The sequence below is a fragment of the Paraburkholderia largidicola genome, from assembly GCF_013426895.1.
Taxonomy (GTDB): domain Bacteria; phylum Pseudomonadota; class Gammaproteobacteria; order Burkholderiales; family Burkholderiaceae; genus Paraburkholderia; species Paraburkholderia largidicola.
On record NZ_AP023175.1, the window covers coordinates 1940285 to 1962700 of the forward strand.

Annotated in this window: 20 protein-coding genes; 19 read left to right on the plus strand and 1 reads right to left on the minus strand. The window is 62.2% G+C overall.

The genetic code is table 11. The annotated features are described in order from the left end of the window. The first annotated feature begins 539 nt into the window (after window positions 1–539). From PPGU16_RS25385 to PPGU16_RS25410, 6 genes are all read left to right on the plus strand, one after another. Complete coding sequence (locus PPGU16_RS25385; RefSeq protein WP_180723155.1) at window positions 540–2561, plus strand: acyl CoA:acetate/3-ketoacid CoA transferase; 2022 nt, start codon at window positions 540–542, stop codon at window positions 2559–2561. A 102-nt stretch (window positions 2562–2663) separates the two neighbouring features. Then, window positions 2664–2918 carry a DUF6723 family protein gene (locus PPGU16_RS25390; RefSeq protein ID WP_007587721.1) on the plus strand — a complete coding sequence of 85 codons (255 nt, stop codon included), beginning with the start codon at window positions 2664–2666 and terminating at the stop codon, window positions 2916–2918. Window positions 2919–3022: 104 nt separating this feature from the next. Continuing rightward, window positions 3023–3262, plus strand: coding sequence for a DUF2442 domain-containing protein (locus PPGU16_RS25395; protein ID WP_180723156.1), 240 nt, complete (start codon window positions 3023–3025; stop codon window positions 3260–3262). 179 nt (window positions 3263–3441) lie between these two features. Beyond that, complete coding sequence (locus PPGU16_RS25400; protein WP_180723157.1) at window positions 3442–3579, plus strand: hypothetical protein; 138 nt, start codon at window positions 3442–3444, stop codon at window positions 3577–3579. A 452-nt stretch (window positions 3580–4031) separates the two neighbouring features. Then, window positions 4032–4499, plus strand: a complete 468-nt coding sequence (locus PPGU16_RS25405) for a DUF2844 domain-containing protein (protein WP_180723158.1) — start codon at window positions 4032–4034, stop codon at window positions 4497–4499. A 17-nt stretch (window positions 4500–4516) separates the two neighbouring features. Next, complete coding sequence (locus PPGU16_RS25410) at window positions 4517–5812, plus strand: DUF3443 domain-containing protein (RefSeq protein WP_180723159.1); 1296 nt, start codon at window positions 4517–4519, stop codon at window positions 5810–5812. Window positions 5813–5903: 91 nt separating this feature from the next. Here PPGU16_RS25410 and PPGU16_RS25415 read toward each other — a convergent pair whose 3' ends face one another. Then, window positions 5904–7307, minus strand: coding sequence for a GntP family permease (locus tag PPGU16_RS25415; protein ID WP_180723160.1), 1404 nt, complete (start codon window positions 7305–7307; stop codon window positions 5904–5906). A 359-nt stretch (window positions 7308–7666) separates the two neighbouring features. On the opposite strand from PPGU16_RS25415, the gene PPGU16_RS25420 reads away from it, so the two are divergent. From PPGU16_RS25420 to PPGU16_RS25480, 13 genes are all read left to right on the plus strand, one after another. Further along, the gene (locus PPGU16_RS25420; RefSeq protein ID WP_180723161.1) at window positions 7667–9127 is read left to right on the plus strand and encodes a sigma-54 interaction domain-containing protein; all 1461 of its coding nucleotides are present in this window, start codon (window positions 7667–7669) and stop codon (window positions 9125–9127) included. Between the two features lie 73 nt (window positions 9128–9200). Then, complete coding sequence (locus PPGU16_RS25425; protein ID WP_180723162.1) at window positions 9201–9785, plus strand: BON domain-containing protein; 585 nt, start codon at window positions 9201–9203, stop codon at window positions 9783–9785. A gap of 74 nt (window positions 9786–9859) precedes the next feature. Next, on the plus strand, window positions 9860–10138 hold the full coding sequence (locus PPGU16_RS25430; RefSeq protein WP_180723163.1) for a hypothetical protein: 279 nt from the start codon (window positions 9860–9862) through the stop codon (window positions 10136–10138). A gap of 460 nt (window positions 10139–10598) precedes the next feature. Continuing rightward, window positions 10599–10802: a hypothetical protein gene (locus tag PPGU16_RS25435; protein ID WP_180723164.1), complete on the plus strand. Its 204-nt coding sequence runs from the start codon at window positions 10599–10601 to the stop codon at window positions 10800–10802. Between the two features lie 403 nt (window positions 10803–11205). Continuing rightward, on the plus strand, window positions 11206–11496 hold the full coding sequence (locus PPGU16_RS25440; RefSeq protein WP_180723165.1) for an H-NS histone family protein: 291 nt from the start codon (window positions 11206–11208) through the stop codon (window positions 11494–11496). A gap of 569 nt (window positions 11497–12065) precedes the next feature. Then, on the plus strand, window positions 12066–12587 hold the full coding sequence (gene fae, locus PPGU16_RS25445) for a formaldehyde-activating enzyme (protein WP_180723166.1): 522 nt from the start codon (window positions 12066–12068) through the stop codon (window positions 12585–12587). 30 nt (window positions 12588–12617) lie between these two features. Continuing rightward, window positions 12618–13664, plus strand: a complete 1047-nt coding sequence (locus PPGU16_RS25450) for an aldo/keto reductase (protein WP_180723167.1) — start codon at window positions 12618–12620, stop codon at window positions 13662–13664. Continuing rightward, a complete protein-coding gene (locus PPGU16_RS25455) occupies window positions 13661–15100 on the plus strand; it encodes an NAD-dependent succinate-semialdehyde dehydrogenase (RefSeq protein WP_180723168.1) in 1440 nt (479 codons plus the stop codon). Before PPGU16_RS25450 ends, PPGU16_RS25455 begins: the two co-directional genes overlap by 4 nt. A gap of 89 nt (window positions 15101–15189) precedes the next feature. After that, window positions 15190–16602 carry an MFS transporter gene (locus PPGU16_RS25460; protein WP_180723169.1) on the plus strand — a complete coding sequence of 471 codons (1413 nt, stop codon included), beginning with the start codon at window positions 15190–15192 and terminating at the stop codon, window positions 16600–16602. 449 nt (window positions 16603–17051) lie between these two features. Next, complete coding sequence (locus PPGU16_RS25465; protein WP_180723170.1) at window positions 17052–17612, plus strand: fimbrial protein; 561 nt, start codon at window positions 17052–17054, stop codon at window positions 17610–17612. Window positions 17613–17681: 69 nt separating this feature from the next. Beyond that, window positions 17682–18431: a fimbria/pilus periplasmic chaperone gene (locus tag PPGU16_RS25470; protein ID WP_180723171.1), complete on the plus strand. Its 750-nt coding sequence runs from the start codon at window positions 17682–17684 to the stop codon at window positions 18429–18431. 227 nt (window positions 18432–18658) lie between these two features. Beyond that, window positions 18659–21298, plus strand: coding sequence for a fimbria/pilus outer membrane usher protein (locus tag PPGU16_RS25475; RefSeq protein WP_180723172.1), 2640 nt, complete (start codon window positions 18659–18661; stop codon window positions 21296–21298). After that, entirely contained in the window at window positions 21295–22353 is a 1059-nt protein-coding gene (locus tag PPGU16_RS25480) for a fimbrial protein (protein WP_180723173.1), read from the plus strand. Before PPGU16_RS25475 ends, PPGU16_RS25480 begins: the two co-directional genes overlap by 4 nt. Window positions 22354–22416 lie beyond the last annotated feature (63 nt).

The window sequence follows — 22416 nt, forward strand, 5'->3', positions numbered from 1 at the left end:
CGCCGCGCATCGTGCGTTAATCGTATGGGGAAGTGTGTTGCCGTTCATGATGGCCAGCCGCTTTGGCGGCAATTGTTGCTGCGCTTGCGGACGGCGCTGCTTTCTACGTTTACGGCGCGCCGGTGCTTTTATTTAGCTCATACGATTGTGCCTGTTTTCGAGGACTCGAACTACCTCGTCGTTGGTTACGTTCTTAAATGCGTGATGCATTGTTTTAGCAAAGAAGTGACGCGCATTGGAAAAGCTCTGCTTACCTAAGCTTTCTCACGTCAATTTAAAAAGGCGGCACAAAAAGAACGTCGAATCGTTTTTAAATGAACGCCGGTTCGGCGAATCCGGCACTTCAACGCCGCCGCCAATAAATGCTGACGATCGCTCTGCGGCTTGCTAAATTGCATGGTCAGGCACCGCAAAAAACGGCGCGCGCCTGACGGTTGCACCTTGGCTGGCGCAACCTGCTGCGACGTTCTACGAACCGGTAGCAACCGTCTTGCATGGGACGCCGAAGCGCTGAATCTGGTCAACAACAAGGAGACCCCATGCGCGCCGTATTCCAGTACCCGTTTCCCGTGACCGAGCGCAAGGTCGGGCGCAATAAGGTCGTCAGCGCGCGCGCCGCAGTCGAACTGATCCGCGCGGGCGACACGCTCGCGACGGGCGGTTTTGTCGGCGTCGGTTTCGCGGAGGAAGTGGCGATCGCGCTCGAAGAGCGCTTTTTCGATGCGAATGCGGCGACGTCGGGGGGACCAGGCGCATTGGGGACGCCCGATGCGTCGAGCGCGCATCTCGACCTCACGCTCGTGTACGCCGCCGGCCAGGGCGACGGCAAGTCCAAAGGGCTGAATCATCTCGCGCATGAAGGGCTGGTGCGGCGTGTGATCGGCGGACACTGGGGCTTGGTGCCGAAGCTGCAGCAACTCGCCATCGATGGCCGCATCGAAGCGTACAACCTGCCGCAAGGCGTGATTTCGCACCTGTTCCGCGATATCGCCGCCGGCAAGCCGGGGCATCTGTCCACGATCGGTCTCGGCACCTTCGTCGATCCGCGCCACGGCGGCGGCAAGCTGAACAGCCGCACGGCGGAAGATCTCGTCAAGCTGGTGGACATCGACGGCAGCGAGTATCTGCTCTACAAGACCTTTCCGATCGACGTCGCGATCATTCGCGGTACCACCGCCGACGCGAACGGCAACGTCACGATGGAGCGCGAGGCGCTCACGCTCGAAGCGCTGGCTATCGCGATGGCCGCGCGCAATTCGGGCGGCGTCGTGATCGTGCAGGTCGAGCGGCTCGCCGATACGAACACGCTCAATCCGCGGGAGGTGAAGATACCCGGCATCATGGTCGATTGCGTCGTGGTTGCGCGGCCCGAGCATCATTGGCAGACGTTCGCCGAGCCGTATTCGGCTGCCTTCGCGGGTGAACTGCGCGTGCCCGCGAGTTCGGTGGCGGCGATGGAGCTGACCGAGCGCAAGGTGATCGCGCGCCGCGCGGCGATGGAGTTGATGGCCAATAGCGTCGTGAATCTGGGCATCGGCATGCCGGAGGGCATTGCGAGCGTCGCGAACGAAGAAGGCGTGATCGATCTGTTCACGATGACGACGGAGCCGGGCGTGATCGGCGGCATTCCGGCGGGCGGGCTGAACTTCGGGGCGGCGACGAATACGCAGGCCATCATCGATCAGCCGTATCAGTTCGATTTCTACGACGGCGGCGGGCTCGACGTCGCGTTTCTCGGCCTCGCGCAGGCGGACCGGCAGGGCAATCTCAATGTCAGCAAATTCGGGCCAAAGCTCGCGGGCGCGGGCGGCTTCATCAACATCAGCCAGAGCGCGAAGCGCGTGGTGTTCGTCGGCACGTTCAACGCGGGCAATCTGGACGTTGCGATCGAAGACGGACGCCTGAAGATCAGGCGCGAAGGCAAGAACCAGAAGTTCGTCGATGAAGTCGAGCATCGCACGTTCAGCGGCGAATATGCCGCGAAGCGCGGGCAGCACGTGCTGTATATCACCGAGCGCTGCGTGTTCACGCTGACGCCGCGCGGACTCGAACTGACGGAAGTGGCGCCCGGCGTCGACGTGGAGAACGATATCGTCGCGCAGATGGGCTTCAAGCCGATCATGGAACGGCCGCCGCGCCTGATGGACGAGCGGATCTTTCGCGACGCGCCGATGGGCCTGCGCACGCTGCTGCTTTGCCTGCCGCTCGAAGAGCGCTTCAACTACGACGCCGAGAAGAACATGTTCTTCGTCAACTTCGAGGGCATGCAGGTGACCACGCAGGATCAGATCGACGCGATCTGGCAACAGGTCGAATCGCGTCTGTCGGGCGTGCGGTTCAAGCCGCAGGCCATTGTCAATTACGACAATTTTTCGATCAATCCCGAGTTGATCGAGAGCTATTCGGCAACCATCACGAAGCTCGTCAATCAGTTCTATTCCAGCGTGACGCGCTACACGACGAGCAGTTTCCTGCGCATGAAGCTGGGTGACGCACTGGAACAACGCGATGTCGCGACGTATATCAACGAACGGCCCGGCGACGCGTCGACGCACCGTTGAATGCGTGTTCGAATGCGCAGGTGGACCTGACATGAAGCGCTCACGATGAGCGTGCGAAAATAGCGCTTTTCGCACGACAGTTCACGCATCAAGACGTCCATCATGAGCAGCTTCATTCCCAGTGTGCCCGGCAAGACAGAGGGCGATTTCGAAGTCAGCGCGGGCTCTAAGCTCGCGGGCTACCGGCGCTTTTTCGGCGTGCTGCGCGTGGTGCGCAAAACGGACGGGCGTCTGCTTTTTCCGTTCGACGGCGCGCCCGATCTCGGTCCCTATCCGACCAAAGAAGAAGCGCTCGCCGCAGCGCAGGTGTACGGCGAACACATCGTCGAACACGATCTCGCGCGACCCGAACTGTAAGCGGTTTCGCTGCGACGATTTTTCTGTTCCTGCCCCGTGCAATGCGCTTGAAGCGCGCGGCTGGCACGACTATCGTTTTGAGTGGACCCCCACGGGAGGCGATTATGCGTGCCGATGCCGTCGATGTGCATTTCGATAGTGCACACCTGTTTCTCGATCTATCCGACGGCCGCGCCGTCGAGTTTCCACTCAACTGGTTTCCCACGCTCGCTGCGGCAACGGATGCGGAGCGCGAACACTTCGCCATTTCGATCGACAAGCAGCAACTGATCTGGCCTGAACTCGACGAGGACATGGATGTGACCGCGCTGCTGCTGTCTCTGCCGGAGTCGATGCGCCACTAGCGGTCGTACTTTCCGTCGAAGCACGAAGACGGCGCCGCTCGGCGTCGTCATGATGTCGTTCGTCTGTCGCTCGAACAAACGCGGGCGGCGCCAGGCGCATGCGTTAAAATAGCGGCTTGGTGCCAAACGGAGTTTTTGTGCGATCTGTCGTTATTTATCTCACGCCTTCCCTGGACACCATGACGGAATCTGTATCGGCTTCGGGCGCGCGCGAGGTTGGCGCCGACCTGAATCGCAATGCGAAGGTCGAACATGATCGGGGAGACATCGTCGTCGAATCGACGACACACGATGGTCCGTCGGTTCAGGCTCTCTAACAAGAACGAATAAGACGGCGCGCTTGCTTTCGGGCAGCGCGCCGTTGTTGTTTGTGCGTGTTGTTCACGTCATTTCATCGTGCGGTTAAAGCGCCTTTAAAGCCGTATTGCATGATGGCGACAGGGCATCCAAAAGATTAATTTAATCTTTCTATTCATTTCATTCTGCTGTCTGTTTGAAACTGCCACTCAATTTGCGAAGCAGGTATTGCAAGCGCAGTCCGTTTTTCTCCCGCGTCTCCCTTCAGTTTAAAGTCCTCATACCGTTAACCGAGATTGATCTCCGTCATGTTTTAGCTAATGCGTGAATAAATGCAAAAAGCATGAGCAGAAATCAAAGTGATAGTCGTACCTTTAAAGATGATGGAAGCAAAATATCAAATCGCTCGCACGCATGTTGTGAGCGAACGGGGATTGGCTTCAATCGAAGAAAAAATAAACCGAGGACTTGAATGAAGTTACGTTTGCAATGCCTGTTGGCAGCAGCCGCATTCGCCAACTGTCTTTCCGCTTACGCGGCGCTTGGCTCGTCTCCCACCTATACCGCGACAACGACTGCAAGCTCGACTCAGGCTGTCATGCGCCTGAGCGCGACGTCTGTGCCCTACACCGTGAGTGAAGCGACGCTCGCCGACGGCACGCTGGTTCGCGAGTACGTCGGTCAATCGGGCGCGGTCTTCGCCGTGTCCTGGCATGGCCCTCACATGCCGGATCTCAGCTCGCTGCTGGGCAGCTACTTTGCGGGCTACCTCGACACCGTCAATCAACAGCATGCGCAGCAGGGCAGCGCATTCGGTCCCGCGACGGTGCAGCGTTCGGATGTCGTAGTCCAGACGGGCGGCCATATGGGCGCGTTCGTCGGACGTGCGTGGTTGCCGACGGGTCTTCCCGCTGGCGTGAGCAGCGACGATATCCAATAAGGCGAGGGGACTGAAAAATGCGTGCATTGAAATGGATTCTTGCCGTCAGCGGCATGTGTGTGGCACTGGCTGGATGCGGCGGAGGCGGCGGTTCATCGAACGCGTCGACCAATAGCGCGTCCGGCACATCGACGCCCGTCACCAACACGCCCGTGGCGTTGAGTACCGCGTTCGCCGATCCGACCGCGGTGCCCGTGTCGTCGGGCTCGGCGAATACGGTGCCCATCGTGGTTTCGTCGTTCAGCATCAAGCGGAATTTCCCGATGGTGAGCGTGAAGGTCTGCGCGCCGGGCACGGGTGCCGCGTTGAACTGCTCGGTTATCGACAACGTGCTCGTCGACACCGAATCGTTCGGCCTGCGCCTGTTCGCGTCCGTCATTCCGACATTGAACAGTTTGCCGCTGCAGATGCAAGGCGCTCAGAACGTTGCGGAATGCGAGTCGTTCGGTTCGGGCAATACATGGGGCACGGTGCGTACGGCAGACGTGAGCCTGTCGAGCGAAGTCGCCTCGAACGTGCCGATCCAGGTGATCGCCGATCCGTCGCTGAGCGCGACCATTCCGACGGGCATTAACGGTTGCCTCACGGGCACCAACATGACGACGCCCACGGATCTCGGCGCGAACGGCATTCTCGGTATCGGCACGTCGCCGAACGATTGCGGCGCCTCGTGTCAGAACGGCCTCGTCGCGGGTGCGTACTACGTGTGCACGGGTTCGAATTGCACGCCGGCGCAGGTGAACATTGTTGATCAGGTGACCAATCCCGTGACGAAGTTCACGACCGACAACAACGGCGTGATCGTCGAGATGGCGCAAGTGCCCGATACAGGTGCTGCAACGGCAACGGGAACGCTGGTCTTCGGCATCGACACGCAATCGAACAATGGGCTGAGTGGCACCAACGCGACCATCCTGCCGACTAACATCTGGGGAGATATGGATGCGGTGTTCGAAGGACGCACGTACAGCAAGGGTGCATTCTTCGACTCCGGCTCGAGCGGTCTGTACTTCCAGAGCACGACGCTGAGCAAGGCATCGAACGGCTTCTATACGCCGGCGGCGCCGACGGGGCTGTCGGCGGTCTTCACGGCAGCCAATTCCGCGACGGCAACCGTCAAGTTCAATGTCAGCAATAGCGTCACGCTGATCAATTCCGGCAACTACGCGTTCAACAACCTCGGCGTCGCGCTGTTCAACGGGATCGACATCGGCATGCCGTTCTTCTACGGCCGCCATATGTACTACGGCATTTCGGGTCAGTCGCCGTCGTCGGCTGGCGCTGGGCCTTATGTCGCGTACGTGTCCAGTTGAGCATGCAGTTTCATTGATGGGTCGTGCGTAAGCGGGGCTCAATAAAAAAGGGGGCGCAGCGCGCCCCCTTTGCATGAGTACAGCAGCCTGCTTAAACCAGCCCCGTCGTGTAGTAAAGCCCGATCACGAAGAACACTGCCAGCGTCTTGATGATCGTCACGGCGAAGATGTCGCGATACGACTCGCGGTGCGTGAGGCCCGTCACGGCCAGCAGCGTAATCACCGCGCCGTTGTGTGGCAGCGTATCCATGCCGCCGCTCGCCATCGCGACCACGCGATGCAACACTTCCATCGGAATATGCGCGGCCTCTGCGCCCTTGATGAACAGATCCGACATCGCTGCCAGCGCGATGCTCATGCCGCCCGATGCCGAGCCCGTGATACCCGCCAGCGAGCTCACCGAAACGGCCGCATTCACGAGCGGATTCGGAATGCTCTTGAGCGCGTCGCTGACCACGATGAAGCCCGGCAGTGCTGCGATCACACCGCCAAAGCCATACTCCGACGCAGTGTTGAGCGAGGCGAGCAACGCACCGCCGACCGCTGCCTTCGTACCCGAAGCGAACCGCTCCTTCACGCTGCCGAACGCCGTGATGACGACGAGCAGAATGCCGAGCAGCAACGCGCCTTCCACCGACCAGATAGCGACCAGCGACTTGATCGTCGCCGTCACGGCCGGGCCGTGATTACCGGGCAGCACGTCGGGCGAAACCGTGTAGGTCGCGCCATACCATTCGGGGATCATGCGCGTGAGCACGAAGTTCGCGACGCCGACCAGGATCAGCGGCGCAATTGCCAGCAGCGGATGCGGCAGGCGGTCGGTCGCGACCTGTTCCGGCTCGTTCAGCAGCGACGTGCCGTAGCCTTCGCCCTTCGCCATCGCCGAGCGGCGGCGCCATTCGAGGAACGACAGGCCCACCACGATGATGAACAGCGAACCGGCGATACCGAGGCCGGGCGCGGCCCAGGCCGTCGTCTTGAAGAACGTCGTCGGGATGATGTTCTGGATCTGCGGCGTGCCCGGCAGCGAATCCATCGTGAACGAGAACGCGCCGAGCGCGATCGCGCCCGGCATCAGACGCTTCGGAATATTGCTCTGGCGATACAGTTCCGCGGCGAACGGATACACCGCGAACACGACGACGAACAGCGAGACGCCGCCGTACGTCAGCAGCGCGCACACGGCGACAATCACCGCATTCGCCCGCGAGCGGCCGATGTAATGGATCGCCGAGTGCACGATCGACGCCGCGAAGCCCGACAGTTCGATGACCTTGCCGAACACGGCGCCGAGCAGGAACACAGGGAAGTACAGCTTCACGAAGACGACCATCTTCTCCATGAAGATGCCCGAGAGCACGGGCGCGACGGCGGCGGGATCGACCAGCAGGACCGCGCCGAGCGCGGCGATCGGCGCGACGAGAATCACGCTGTAGCCGCGATAGGCGGCGAACATCAGGAACGCCAGGGCGGCGAGGACGATGACAAAAGCCAATTGAGTCTCCAATACTTGGTTGTTCTACGTGGACGCGCGCGACGGGGCGCGGCGGCCGGCGCCCCTGAATGCAGGTTCCGTGCCATGCCTGTCAGCCGGGCTTCTGCGGCCCGGGCGGCGAAGCGTGCCGCGCGACGATTCGAACGATTGTACAGAATCGTCTCAAAACAGAGACGAATTGCAGTCTGTCGAATTCGATGCGCCGAAGCATACCTGAATCTATAGGGTTATTGCAGGTCTCCTGTGTGAGATAATTCGTCCACGTTTTGAGACAATAAGCATAAAAATACTAGATGCTTCGCATGGGATCCCGGTAAGCGCCCAAGCGCTAACCATGATCGACAGGAGACAACGACAATATGATGAACGACTGGTCGGGCTTGCCCGCGACCTACAGCGAAGTTCTGCGCCGTGCGATGGACTCGCTCTTCCGCACGTTCGAGAACTTCAGCGAAGGCACCTTTATCGTAGATGCCGATGCGCGTGTCGTGTGGATCAATAAACGTTACGCGGCGCGCTTTGGTTTTGCCGATCCGCAGCAGGCCATCGGCCGCGACTGCGAAGCCGTGATCCCGAATAGCCTGATGCGCGAAGTCGTGACGACCGGCAAGCCGATCCTGCTCGACATTCTCGAGACCGACCGCGAGCCGCTCGTCGTCACGCGCCTGCCGTTGAAGGACGACGCCGGCAAGACGGTTGGCGCCGTCGGTTTTGCGCTCTTCGACGAGATGAAGGCGCTCACGCCGCTCTTCTCGCACTACTCGCGCGTGCAACAGGAACTGATCGCGACGCGCCAGTCGCTCGCGCAGGCGCGCCGCGCGAAGTACACGTTCGCGAGCTTCGTCGGCACGAGCGCGGCCAGTCTCGAAGTGAAGCGCCAGGCGCGGCGCGCGTCGCAAGTCGAATCGCCCGTGCTGCTGCTCGGCGAAACGGGCACCGGCAAGGAACTGCTCGCGCATGCGATCCACGGCGCGTCCGCGCGCTCGACCAAACCGCTCGTCACCGTCAACGTCGCCGCGATTCCCGATACGCTGCTCGAAGTCGAGTTCTTCGGCGCGGCGGCGGGCGCGTACACGGGCGCGGACCGCAAGGGACGCGTCGGCAAATTCGAACTCGCAGATGGCGGCACGCTGTTTCTCGATGAGATCGGCGATATGCCTTTGCCGCTGCAAGGCAAGCTGTTGCGCGTGCTACAGGACCGCGAGTTCGAGCCGCTCGGGTCGAACCGGATCGTGCGCGCCGACGTGCGGATCATCGCGGCGACCTCGGCTGATCTCCCCGCGCTCGTCGCCGCGGGGCGCTTCCGGCCGGACCTGTTCTATCGCCTGAACGTGCTGACCATTCATGCGCCGCCGCTGCGTGAGCGGCAAACGGATATCGAGGCGCTCGCCTATACGATCCTCGAAGATCTGTCGACACAGGTGCGCGGCGGTCACTTCGAATTGCAGGACGACGCGCTGCGGCTGTTGTGTGCGTACGGCTGGCCAGGCAATGTGCGCGAGCTGCACAACACGCTGGAGCGCGCGGTGATGCTGTCGGACAGCGAACGTATCGATGCGCGCGCGCTTGCGCCGTTCATCGGGCCCGTGCGCGGGCAGGTTGCGTTCGATGCGCCCGCATCCGTGCAGACATCGGCTGCCAGGGTATCGGACGCAGCGCAGCCGCAACAGTGGGCGGACGCGATGGCCGCGTTCGAAAAGCGCTTCATCGACGAAGCGTTGCGCGCGTGCGAAGGACGCGTCACGGAAGCGGCCGCACGCATCGGCATGGGACGCGCGACGCTGTACAAGAAGATCGCTGCGTACGGCATCGAAGTGTGAAGGTCGCCGGGTGCGCCGCTGCGCCGTACGATCATGCTGCTGGCAGCCACGCAAACCCGACGGAGACCTGGCCATGACACGCTGGATCGTTTGGATCATGCTGATGATCGCGAGCGCCGCCTTCAATGGGTTGAATGCGCAGGAGGCGTCATCGGCGGCGGCGCCGGGCGAGCGGCGCAACTGGTACAACGATCCGTTCTTCACGCTTTCGCACGCGATCGCCGATTGCCCCGTGCCGCTCGGCCCGATGATGACGCACGCGCAGATGGAGGACGACGCGCACTATCGCGTGGAGCGAGGCACGACCTGCTGGCTCGCGCACAAATGCACGAAGCCGAACTCCTACATGTACGACGCGGATATCGCCAGCGCGATCCACGCGCGCTTCACGAACCCGCATGCATTCGACGGCACGAGCGTGTGGATCACGGTGCAGCGCCGCTTCGTCTATGCGGAAGGCTGCGCGCCCGCATCGTTCGACAGGCACGCGTTGCAGCAGCAGCTCGAAGCGATCCCCGACGTCGAGCAGGTGTTCATGCGGCTCGGCGCGAGCACGCAAGGACCGATGCCCTACAAGACGCTTGCGGAACCCGACAGACAGCCGATAACGGAGCCGCTAACCGAACCGATAACGGAGCCGAAGTCACCGCCGCAATAACGCGATAAACGCAACACAAGGCGGCCATGGCACAATCGCGTTCGTCGAAAAACAAGTGGCCAACGGGGTTTTCCATGAAACGCAGTCAAACATCCACGGCGCGCGTCATGCATCGGGTTCGCGGCGCGGCGCTTCCTGTCGTCGTCGCGATGACGGGCGCGCTCGCCGCATGCAGCAGTGCGCCGCCGCTCTTCGCGCCGGATGGCCGGCCCACCACGCTCGTTCAATGCCCCGCCGGCTCCGACAACTGCGAGCAGCAGGCGCAAGCAATGTGTGGCGGCGCGTTCGACGCGATTCGCTCGACGACGGCGAACGGCGCGCGCAGCCTGCTCTACGCATGCCGCGGAAAGTAAGCAGCACTGTCGTCATGTCATGCCAGGCCGCGCTCGCGGCCCGCTGAAACCCTGAAGCACGTCACACCGATATATCGCGCGCAGCATGTCGCGGTCGATGCACACGCATCGACCCGAACCATCGCGCCTTCGTTGCAGCATTCGCGCAGATCGAAGCGGGCATCGGCCGATTTCTCGACCGCTCCGAACAACCACTCGCCATCGTGGCTTTGCGCGGCCCGCAAGCGTTGCGCTGGCGCATCGCGCAAGGCCCTTCCGTGCGCCGCCTAACGGAACGCATCGATATCCTCGTATAGATTTCTGATTGCGGATGCGGTTGCGTGACAAGGAGCACGTACCGTCATCCGATGCCGGGAAGCGTGTGCAGGCAATACAACGACATTGAGAGAGCGGCAGCCGATTTCCCGCGGCACATTTCGTGCTAACCGATGGCGCCTTGCGAGGGGCGACGGGGAAGTCCATGAATCACGAGCAGATAGAAAAGGATATCGAGCATCTGGAGCACGTCATCTCGCGCATCTCGGCTGCCGACGGCATTCCGCTGTCATACTGGCGCAACCGCATCGAATCGGTGTCGGTTGCCGCGCTGGTACCGTCGCAGATCAGGCGCGTCCAGAGGCTCAGCGACGCGTTGCACGCACTCGAAGTTCGATACAAGCGCTGAGCGCCGCTACCTTGCGCGCACCCGGCCTTGCTCACGGGACTGGTTTATGGACAGAGCAGGATTTTCGGCCGTGCGTCCTGCGCATATGGTCGATGCAATGCAAGGCGATATCGACCGTGGCCAGTTGGCTCGCGTCGCAATGCTCGCGCGACCCGCTTCGTATACCTTCGTTCGGACACGTTCAATGGCCGACGCAGGGCGCCGGCCTGTCGATCGAATCGTTCGCATGGCAAGGCGCCTTCATCACCAGTCGATTCGCCGATCCCGTCGTCAATCTGATCGCACGTTTGTTTGACGGTGCGCAGTGCTCGTGGATCTCTGACAGCACTACACTGCTACCCGGCACTTTTTAGGTCTGGTACGGTCTCAGTTGCCGTACAGCTTTGCAAGGAGACTTCGCCAGATGGCCACATACAGACAGCTGACCGCCCAACTCGAAAAGCTTCAGAAGGAGATGGAACAGGCACGTGAACAGGAAGTGACTCAGGCGATCGCTGACATCAAACAGAAGATCGCCGAATTTGGCATCACCGCTGAGGAGCTTGGCTTCTCGAGCAAGGTGCGCGCGGCGCGTAAAGCCGCGCTGCCGCCGAAGTACCGCAACCCCAAGACAGGCGAAACCTGGAGCGGCCGTGGCCGGGCGCCGGGTTGGCTCGCGGGCAAGAATCGCGACAAGTTTCTCATCGACGAATGAATCTGGCGCAAGCGCACATCGCTCTTAATCGATCAGTGCGCTTGCTCTTGCTTCCGGTTGTTCTCGTCCCGCAGCGGTGTTCTTCGTTGACCGGCGAGCCGTGCCGTGAGCGAACGCGCAGCAGCCAGGCGCACCATCGCGGGAATCCCGAAAACTCTCACCTTTAGCTGGCGCTGACCGTTCGAAGCGGAGCGCCGGTATCGTCATCGCTTGTCTGCGATTCGCTGGATGGCATTGCGGCGAGCGCGTCGTCACGATTGCCTTGGCTGCTGCGAAAGCCTTATGAATAAAGGGTTTGCGGCATTCCGTCCGGCGCGCCGACGCACTTTTCGCGTGCCTCGCTGACGTCATTCCTGAGAACGCTTCGCACGTGCTGAAAGCGTCTTTTGCAGCGAATCTTCCTGCCTCCCGAAAACGCTCACCTCAGCGCTTTTCGTCATTAGCCATGACTCAGTGGAAACCCGGAGTTGAGTGCGCCTCATACCCCGGATCACAAAACATCGCTTCATCGTCCTGCTTTTCGGCCAGCACAATCAGCGCATCCCACTCAACCTGATGGAACTGGACAGATGAGCACCACGGAAAAGCAACTGTATATCGGCGAAGGATTCGAAGGCCCGGGCGTGAACCTCGCGCACATCAACGTGCTGGTCGGCCCGCGCAACGGCCCTGCTGGCCAGGCGTTCGCCACCGCGCTGTCGACGCCGTCCGCCGGTCACGCGCCGTTCGTCGTGATCGCGCGTCCCGGTGTGCCGACCAAGCCGCTGACGCTGTACGTCAACAAGGCGCAGATCGAAGGCGACTTCCATGGCAACGCGACGTGGGGCGCATCGCAGGCGGGCATCGCAAAGGCGGTCGCCGAGTCGCTGGAGAACGGCACGCTGCCGCCCGAAGCGGAAAACGACTGGGTCGTCGTGTCGGCGAACTGGGTCAACCCGAAGACCGATGATCTCGACGCCGTGTTCGAGAACAACTACCGCGCGTGCAAGAACGCGATTCTCGCGGCGATGAAGGGCCTGCCGCATAAGGACGAAGTGTTCGCCGCGGCGCGTGAAGTGTCGAACCCGTTCTACACGCCGAAGCAGCGTTAAGCCCTCGCCGGGACTCTGGAGATATCGCAAATGGAATACATCCGCCTCGGCCAGTCGGGCCTGAAGGTTTCGCGTCTGTGCCTCGGCACGATGAACATGGGCACCCCGCAATGGAAGCCGTGGATTTTCGATGAAGCGCAAAGCGAGCCGATCGTCCGCCATGCGCTCGAAGCCGGCGTCAACTTCATCGACCTCGCCGACTTCTACTCGACGGGCGTCGGCGAAGAAGTGGTCGGCCGCATCCTGAAGCGCCTCGCGCGCCGCGAAGAGATCGTCGTGACGACCAAGGTCGGCTACGACATGGGCGCGTATCAGAACGCGGGCGGCCATTCGCGCAAGCACATCATGGACGGCATCGACGGCTCGCTGTCGCGCCTGGGCATGGATTACGTCGATATCTACATGCTGCATTACTTCGACGTGAACACGCCCGTCGAAGAAACGATGGGCGCGCTCAACGACATCGTGCGTGCAGGCAAGGCGCGCTACATCGGCGTATCGACGATGTACACGTGGCAGTTCGCGAAGATCATGCAGGCGTGCGAGCGCAACGGCTGGCACAAGCCGATCAACATGCAGCTGCAGCTGAACCTCGCGTATCGCGAGGAAGAGCGCGAAATGATTCCGTATTGCCAGGATCAGGGCGTGGGCGTCTCGGTGTTCAGCCCGCTCGCGCGCGGTCTTCTGACGAGCGATGCGCAATCGACGCGTAATCAGACCGACTTCTTCACCGCACAAATGTATGGCGACGCGGCGTCGCGCGAGATCGCGGCATCCGTGGCGCGGGTGGCGGCGAAGCGTGGTGTATCCGCTGCGCAGATCGCGCAGGCGTGGGTGCTGCAACGCGAAGGCATCGCCAGCATGCTGGTCGGCGCGGACACGCCGGCGCAGTTCGACAGCGCGCTGGCCGCGCTGGGCACGAAGCTCGAAGCGGAAGAACTGCATGAGCTGGAGCGCAACTACACGCCGTGCGATCTGATCAACGACTACACCGCGGGCAAGCGCATCGCGCGCGAAGCGCGTGCCGCACAAGGCGCGTTCGCCGACGTCGCAAGCAACCTGGATAAAGCAGCATGAGTGAATTTCTCCGCACGGGCCACTACATCAACGGCGAGTGGTACGAAAGCGCGAATACGTATCCCGTTCGCAATCCGGCGACAGGCGAGGTGATCGCCAACGTCGCGAAGGGCGGCGCGCAGGAAACGGCGCAAGCCATCGACGCCGCCGAGCGTGCATTCCCCGCCTGGCGCGCGTTGACCGCGAAGGAACGCGGCGCACGCGTGAAGCGTTGGGGCGAGCTGATGCTGGAACATCGCGATGCGCTCGCTGAACTCCTGACGCGCGAACAAGGCAAGCCGCTCGCCGAAGCGAAGGGCGAAGTCGGATACGCGGCGAGCTTCTTCGAATGGTTCGCCGAAGAAGCGAAGCGCAGCTACGGCGACGTGATTCCGAGCCCGAAGCCCGATTCGAAGATCATCGTCACGCGTGAGCCGGTTGGCGTGGTCGCGGCGATCACGCCGTGGAATTTCCCGCTCGCGATGATCACGCGCAAGGCCGGTCCCGCGCTCGCCGCCGGTTGCACGATGGTGCTGAAGCCCTCCGAAGAAACGCCGCTGTCCGCGTTCGCGCTGGCCGTGCTCGCCGAGCGCGCGGGCATTCCGGCGGGCGTGTTCAACATCGTCTCGGGCGATGCCGTGGCGATCGGCGGCACGCTGACGGAGTCGCCCGTCGTGCGCAAGCTGTCGTTCACGGGCTCGACGCGTGTCGGCAAGCTGCTCGCGAAGCAGTCGGCGGATACGCTGAAGAAGCTGTCGCTGGAACTGGGCGGCAACGCGCCGTTCATCGTGTTCGACGATGCCGATATCGAGGCCGCCGTGCAGGGTGCGATGGCGTCGAAGTTCCGCAACACCGGGCAAACCTGTGTGTGCGTGAATCGCTTCTATGTGCAGGACGGCATCTACGACGCGTTCACGCAGGCGCTGACGGAAGCCGTGAAGAAGATGCGCGTCGGCGATGCGCTGACGGGCGAGGTCGAGCAAGGTCCGCTGATCAACGAAGCCGCGTTGATGAAGGTCGAGGCGCATGTCGCCGACGCGTTCCAGCATGGCGCCAAGGCGCTGACGGGCGGCAAGCGTCACGCGCTGGGCGGCACGTTCTACGAGCCGACGGTGCTGGTCGACGCAAAGCAACCGATGCTGATCGCCGAAGAAGAAACCTTCGGCCCGGTCGCCGCGTGCTTCCGCTTCAAGACGGAAGACGAAGCGGTCAAGGCTGCGAACGACACGCCGTTCGGTCTGTCCGCGTACTTCTACACGCGCGATCTGGGGCGCGCATGGCGGGTCGCGGAAGCGCTGGAAAGCGGCATGGTCGGCATCAACGAAGGCATCATTTCGACGGAAGTCGCGCCATTCGGCGGCGTCAAGCAGTCGGGCCTCGGGCGTGAAGGCTCGAAGTACGGCATGGATGAATACGTCGAACTGAAGTACATGATGATGGGCGGTCTGGGCCGCTAGTCGACAGTGCTTCGTCCGCCACGCGCGGCGGAGGGCAAGGAAGCAAGCGTCCCGGCGCGCACCACGGGACGCGATAACAAGGAGACATCTTGAGCGATCAAGACCTGCTTGCGCGGCCGTCCGGCCCCGCATCCCCGTCCCCGCGCGTTTCAGCGCCGGCCCAATCTAAACCCTCGCAACACACGAATCGCAACACCGTCTCGCTCGACGATGTGCCGCTAAACGGCTTCCATATCAAGATCGCCGGGTTGACCTTCGGCGCGCACTTCACGGAAGGCTTCGCGCTCGGCACGATCGGCTACGCGCTCGCGTCGCTCAACAAGCAGATGCCGCTCGATGCGTTCTGGCAAGGCATGATCGGCAGCTCCGCGCTGATGGGGATTTTCGTCGGCAGCCTGGTGTTCGGCTGGCTGTCGGACCGCATGGGCCGCCAGCGCATTTTCCTGCTGAGCTTTTTGATCATCACGCTTGCGGCTTTCGCGCAGTTCTATGTGTCGTCGCCTGCGATGCTGTGCGCGCTACGCGTGCTGATTGGCTTCGGCATGGGCGGCGACTTCGCCGTCGGTCACGCGATACTCGCGGAGTTCTCGCCGCGCAAACATCGCGGCACGCTGCTCGGCTCGTTCAGCGTGATCTGGACGATCGGCTACGTGATCGCGAACGTGCTCGGCCTGTGTTATGCGGATGCGTCGCCCGATGCGTGGCGCTGGCTGCTCGCATCGGCGGGCGTGCCCGCGCTTGTGGTGCTGGTCATGCGCATCGGCACGCCGGAATCGCCGCGCTGGCTGCACGGCAAGGGACGCGTCGCGGAAGCGCAGGCCATCGTGCTGAAGTACTTCGGCGCGAACGTGACGATCGACGGCGCGCACGACGATCACGCGCACGGTGCGCAAGGCGGTTTTGCGCGTCTTTTCAAACGCGACCTGATCCGCCGCACGATCTTCAATTGCGCGTTCTTCGTGTGCCTCGTGATTCCGTACTTCGCGATCTACACGTTCCTGCCGTCGATCCTCAAGGCGATTCATCTCGACAACGGCTCCGGCGCGGATTTCCTGCTCAACGGCTTTCTCGTGGTCGGCGCATTGCTCGGCATCTGGCTGACGATCGTGCTGTCGCGCCGCGCGTTCCTGATCGGCTCGTTCGCGGTGACGTGCCTGTCGCTGCTCGCGCTGAGCGTGCTGCCGGAATCGGCGGCGCTGTGGATGATCGTCGCGTTCGCCGTGTTCACGCTGACGATGTCCGCGTTCTCGAATCTGGTCGGCGTGTTTCCGCCCGAGTGCTTCCCGACGGAAGTGCGCGCCTGCGGCGTCGGACTCGCGATTGCGTGCAGCCGGCTGGGTTCCGCCGTCGGCACGTTCCTGCTGCCGCTCGGCATCGCGCAACTCGGCTTTCATTCGACGATGCTCGCGCTGTCCGGCGTGCTGCTGGTCGGCATGATTGTTTCGATTGCATGGGCGCCGGAGACGAAGCATCTGACGTTGAACCAGGCGAGCGGGGCGTAGCGGCGCCAGCTTTCGGAACGCGTTCTTCGGTTGAAGCCCGAAGCGCCCACAAGGGCGCTTCGGGCTTTTTGCCATTCTGGGCGCTCTCTCCGATCCCCCTACAGAACCGAGTCTTAAAAAAATGGGATCATTGATTTTCGTCATTCAAGGCCGGTAGTTGGGAGTGTTACTTTCTGTCAACGCGTTCATCGACGCAAACGTTTGCCGTCAGATCAGTTTCCTGATCGCTTCGCATGCCCAACTAACGACATTACGCGCCTCATTCGTTCAGATCGTCCGTCGACTCACCATCGGGTCGCTTCCCACGACGCGGTATTCGCTGGCATCGCAAGCGCGCATGCCTCGGAGGGCGTTTTCTGAACGTCCGTAGAAAGTGCGCCGACACGTTGGAAGCGGACAGGGAAGCGTCGGGAAGCATCTTTTTATCAGCAGTTACTTGGAGCATCAGCATGCAAAAACGCGTATTGTCGATCGCCGCTATCGGTCTCATGGCATTCCTGTCGACGGCGGCCCAGGCGGCCGACGGCACGATCACCATCACGGGTTCCGTGTCGGACACCACCTGCTCGATCAATGGCAAGGCGAGCGGTTCGCCCGCCGACCTGGCCGTGACCTTGCCGACCGTGCAGGCTGGCTCGCTGACAACAGCCGGCGCGACGGCGGGCATGTCCAACCTCGGTGATATCCGCTTCTCGCTGAGCGGTTGTTCGGGCGCGGCGACGAAGGCGATCGCACGCTTTGAGAATGGCCCGACTGTGGATCAGAGCAGCGGAAATCTGACGAACCAGGCATCGGCTTCGCCCGCCCTCAACGTGCAGGTGCGTCTGCTCAATGCGAACACCCAACCGATCAACGTCCTGACGGGCGACAACAACAACTTCGCCACCAACGGCGCGACGATCACGGGCGGCTCGGCCACCCTGAACTATTTCGCGCAGTACTACGCAACGGGGAAAGCGCAGCCGGGTAACGTGAGCACGTCCGTTCAATACACGATGCAGTATCAGTAAGCCTTGTTTGTCGGGGCGCGCGCTTGCATGCGTGCCCCGATCTCATGAATTGAGCGGAGCACGCGTGACATGTTGATGGTACGGAGACTGATCTGCCGATGGCCGACTGTTCTGCTCGCGGGCGTCATGGCCGCGAGCGCCGCGCAAGCCAGCGTGACGATTGGTGGCACGCGTGTTGTCTATCCGCTCGACCAGCGGGAAGTGACGGTCAAGCTGACCAACGACAGCAACAACCCGTCGCTCGTTCAGGTCTGGCTCGACAGCGGAGACGCCAATGCGAAGCCCGACGAAAGCAGGGCGCCGTTCGTGATCACACCGCCGATCTTCCGCATGAACCCGGGCCGGTCGCAGACCTTGCGCGTCATCTACAGCGGCGATGCGCTGCCGCAGGACCGGGAATCGGTCTACTGGCTCAACGTGCTCGACATTCCGCCGAAAGCTGCGCCGAAACCGGATGTCAACACGTTGCAACTCGCCTATCGCACGCGGATCAAGCTGTTCGTGCGTCCGCCGAAACTGCCGGGCACGCCCGAGGACGCGCCGCGCCAGATCGAATGGAAAGTCGTGCCGGCCGACGAAGGTAACGGACAGGCGCTCGCGCTGTCGAATCCGACCGCCTACCACGTGTCGTTCAGCAAGATCACGGTGACGGCAAACGGCCATCGCTACGAGAACGATATGGGCGGCATGGTTGAGCCCCACGGCAAGCAGACTTTCGCGATCCCACAGATGGAAGGCGTGCGAGCGGGCCAGATTCACTACATCGCCATTAACGACTATGGCGGTGCGATCGAGGGCGACGCCGCCATCGGTCCTTGAGCGGTCTGCATTAGCTTTCTCCGCGGCCGTGTACCGGCCGCGGTCTGTTTCCGATGTCACCAGACGTGAGGACGTGCGCCGATGCGCACGGCGGATCGTTGCGCGTGTACGTCGCGTAATTTCAGCGATGGAGTTGTCGGCCGGACGGGGAAGCCGTCGTGCAGGACTTCGCTTTCGTCAATCTGCCATCTATGCCGCGAGCTTTGTGCAAGCAACGATTTCCCGACATGACATGCTCTCGACATCCTGAATCGCCGGTTCGTGCTGGCATGATGGCCGGGCCGTGGACGCTGCGCCCCGCCGCCGCGCTCGTGCCGCCCGTTTTTGCGATCATCGCCGGGCTATATGCCGATAACGCAGTGGCCGATTCGACAGATGCCGTCGAGTTCGACTCCACGTTTCTTCAATCCGGCTCGAAGGTCGATGTCTCGCGCTTTTCGCGCGGCAATGTGATAGCACCGGGCGACTACTACGTCGACGTCTGGGTCAACGACGTGCGCATGGCGCGTGACAGTGTGCGCTTCGTTGCGACGGGCGAAGAGCAGAGTGCACGAGCGTGCGTGACGCGCAGGATGCTGGAAAAGTGGGGCGTCGATTTCTCGCGCGTCGTTGGGACTAAAGACAGCGTGACGCCGCCGGATGCGAACGAATGCGTCGACGTCAGCGCTGTCGTGCCGCAAGCCACGGTCGATTTCGACTTCGCGGAACAAAGACTGACGATCACGGTTCCGCAGAAGTACATGCGCAGCAATGCGCGCGGCTATGTGCCGCCGGAACTCTGGGAGAACGGCGTGAATGCCGGCTTCCTCAGCTACAACGCGAACGTCTATCAGTCGAGCAACAATGGCACGCGCGCGACGCAGGGTTATCTCGGACTGAATGTGGGCGTGAACGTGGGTGGCTGGCATTTCCGGCATCAGTCGTCTGTGACGGCGATGACGGGGCAAAAGACCCAGTTCGACGACATTGCGACTTACCTTCAGCACGACGTGACGAAGCTGCGCTCGCAGGTCGTGGTGGGCGAAGCCTATACCACGGGCGACGTGTTCGACAGCGTCGCGTTTCGCGGCGCGCAGATCGCTACCGACGATCGCATGCTGCCGGAATCGCTGCGCGGTTATGCACCTGTCGTGCGCGGCACGGCCGAATCGAATGCGCGCGTCAACATCAGCCAGAACGGCCAGACGATCTACGAAACGGTGGTGCCACCCGGGCCGTTCGAGATCAGGGATCTCTATCCGACAGGCTACGGCGGCAATCTCAACGTGACCGTAACGGAAGCCGACGGCCGCCAGAAGTATTTCACGGTGCCGTATGCGTCGGTCGCGCAATTGCTGCGGCCGGGCAGCACGCGTTTCGCCTTCACGATGGGCCAGCTCCGCGATGATTCCCTGCAGACCAAGCCCGTCTTCGCGCAACTGACCGTGCAGCGCGGCCTGACGAATTTCGTCACGCTCTATGGCGGCGGCATTGCTGCAGACGGCTATCTGGCCGCCAATTTCGGCGTGGCGCTGAACACGCCTGTGGGCGCCGTCGCGAGCGACATCACGTTGGCGCACACGCTGGTGCCGGGGCAAGGGTCGCTGCAAGGCAGCAGCCTGCATATCAGCTACAGCAAGTTCGTCGATGCGACGGACACCAACCTTGCGCTGGGCGCTTACCGTTACTCGAGTTCGGGTTATCTCAATCTCACGGATGCCGCGCGGTTGCGAGACTACGTCGGACATGGATCGGTGGGCAATCCCGCCGACCGTACGCGCGGCCAGTTTCAGCTGACCATCAGCCAGACCCTTGCGAAATACGGCTCGGTATTCCTCAACGTCACGGCGCAGGACTACTGGAATCGCGGCGGGCGCGACCTCTTCTATCAGACGGGTTATTCGAACAGCTATCGATTCGGCACGTACAGCGTGACGCTGGGGCGCACCCAGAACGCGTACGGTACGGCGTCGAACGAAATCATGCTGACCACGACGATTCCGCTCGGCCGTTCACGACACGTACCGATGCTGTCGACGACCTACAACCGCAGCCACGACACGTCCAGCCTGCAGGCGAGCCTGAGCGGCACGGCCGGCGGCGACAACCAGTACTCGTACAACGTCTACGGCACGGTGAACGACGCGCCGGCGACGGGCACCAGCGGGAACGGCGGCGCGAGCGGCACATATCGCGGACCGTACGCGCAGTTGACGGCATCGGCGAGCGGCGGCGCGCATACGTCGCAGGTGTCGGCGGGCGCGAGCGGTTCGATCGTCGCGCATCGCGGCGGCATCACATTCTCGCAGACGGTGGGCGAGACGTTCGGCATCGTCGAGGCGAAGGGCGCACGAGGCGCGAGCGTGCCGGGTGCGACGGGCGCGAAGATCGACGGTGACGGCTTCGCCATCGTGCCTTACCTCACCCCGTATGCGATGAACACGGTGGATATCGATCCGAAGGGCGCGTCGATGGATGTCGAGTTCGAGTCGACATCGGAGAGCGCGGCGCCGCGTCTTGGATCGGTCGTGCTGTTCCAGTACAAGACCGACACCGGCCGCGCCGTGTTGATTCGCGCACCGCGCGCGGGCGGCAAGGCGCTGCCGTTCGGCGCGGAGGTGCGTGACGGGAAAGGCCAGAGCGTGGGTGTCGTGGGGCAGGACAGCCGCATCTTCGCGCGCGATCTGTATGAGAAGGGAACGCTGACGGTGAAGTGGGGCATCAAGACCGGCCAGCAATGCAGCATCGATTACACGCTGCCGCCGCGCAAGGAAAGCGGCAAGGCGGAAATCGGCTATGCGTCGCTCGAGGCGCATTGCCTGCCTGTCGGGCCGGCGGAAAAAGCACCTTCCAGCACGGAAATTCACCTTGAAGGAGTGACGAAATGAAGCTGACAGATGCCTGTGCGGGCGTCGCCCGGCGGTTCATGAGGCTGGCTCGACTCGTGGCGCTGATGTGTCTGTTGCTGGCCGCTCCCGCGGCTCATGCGCAGATCAATTGCAATCAAAGCGTCTTTAGCAACTATTCGCCCGCCGTCGGCACAAACGTGTTCGGCCGCGACGCACCGGTGGGTAGTACGACGCAGACCTACACCAACAGCATCAGATTCCATTGCCAACAGGACCCATGCTGCGACCGCGATATCTTTCTCACGTTCAAGGCTGCGCCGAACACGGAAGTGCCGGGCTATCCGGACGTCTATCCGACCAATGTCGCCGGCGTGGGTGTGCGGTTCACGATATCGAACGGTCCTGGCACATCTTGCAGGCAACTGCCGCTGACCATACCGGACGGGTACAACAAGATAACGTGCCACCAGCCCCCAGGTGCGCACGAGCCAGGCATGGACTACAACATCGACGTCGGTGCCCAGTTCGTCAAGACGGGTCCGATCGGCGCGGCCGACTTGCTGACCATGCCATCCGTGTCGATGACGCTGAACGTCAATGACGATCCCCGAAACTGGGCGTGGGGCAATGTGTTTTCCGGCTCGGCCAGCGGTGGGTTCACCATCGGAGCATGTTCGGTGAACCGACCGGCGGTCCAGGTGACGATGCCGGCTGCGTGGATCAAGGATCTGTCAGAGATAGGTGCGACCACAGGCGCTACGCCGTTCGTCCTTTCACTCTATTGCGACGCGGGTGTGCGTGTGGCCATGACGCTGACGGACGCGGTGGACCCGGCGAACCGCACCAGCACGTTGACCCTGACACCGGATTCGACGGCGCGTGGCGTCGGCTACCAGATTTCTCACGACGACGTGCTGGTGTACTACGGACCGGCTTCCGCGCAAGCCTATGTCGCCAACCAGTTTTTTGTCTCGACGACGCTGACAACGGGCGGTCCGCTCTTACTGCCGTTTTCGGCGCGCTACGTGCGGACGGGAAGAATCGATGGCGGATCTGCCGACGCCTTGGCTACGTTCACGATGTCGTACCAATGACTGCGGCGATTGAAAAGACGATCCAGACAGAAAGAGAACCCCCGCACGCGACACCGGCTAAAA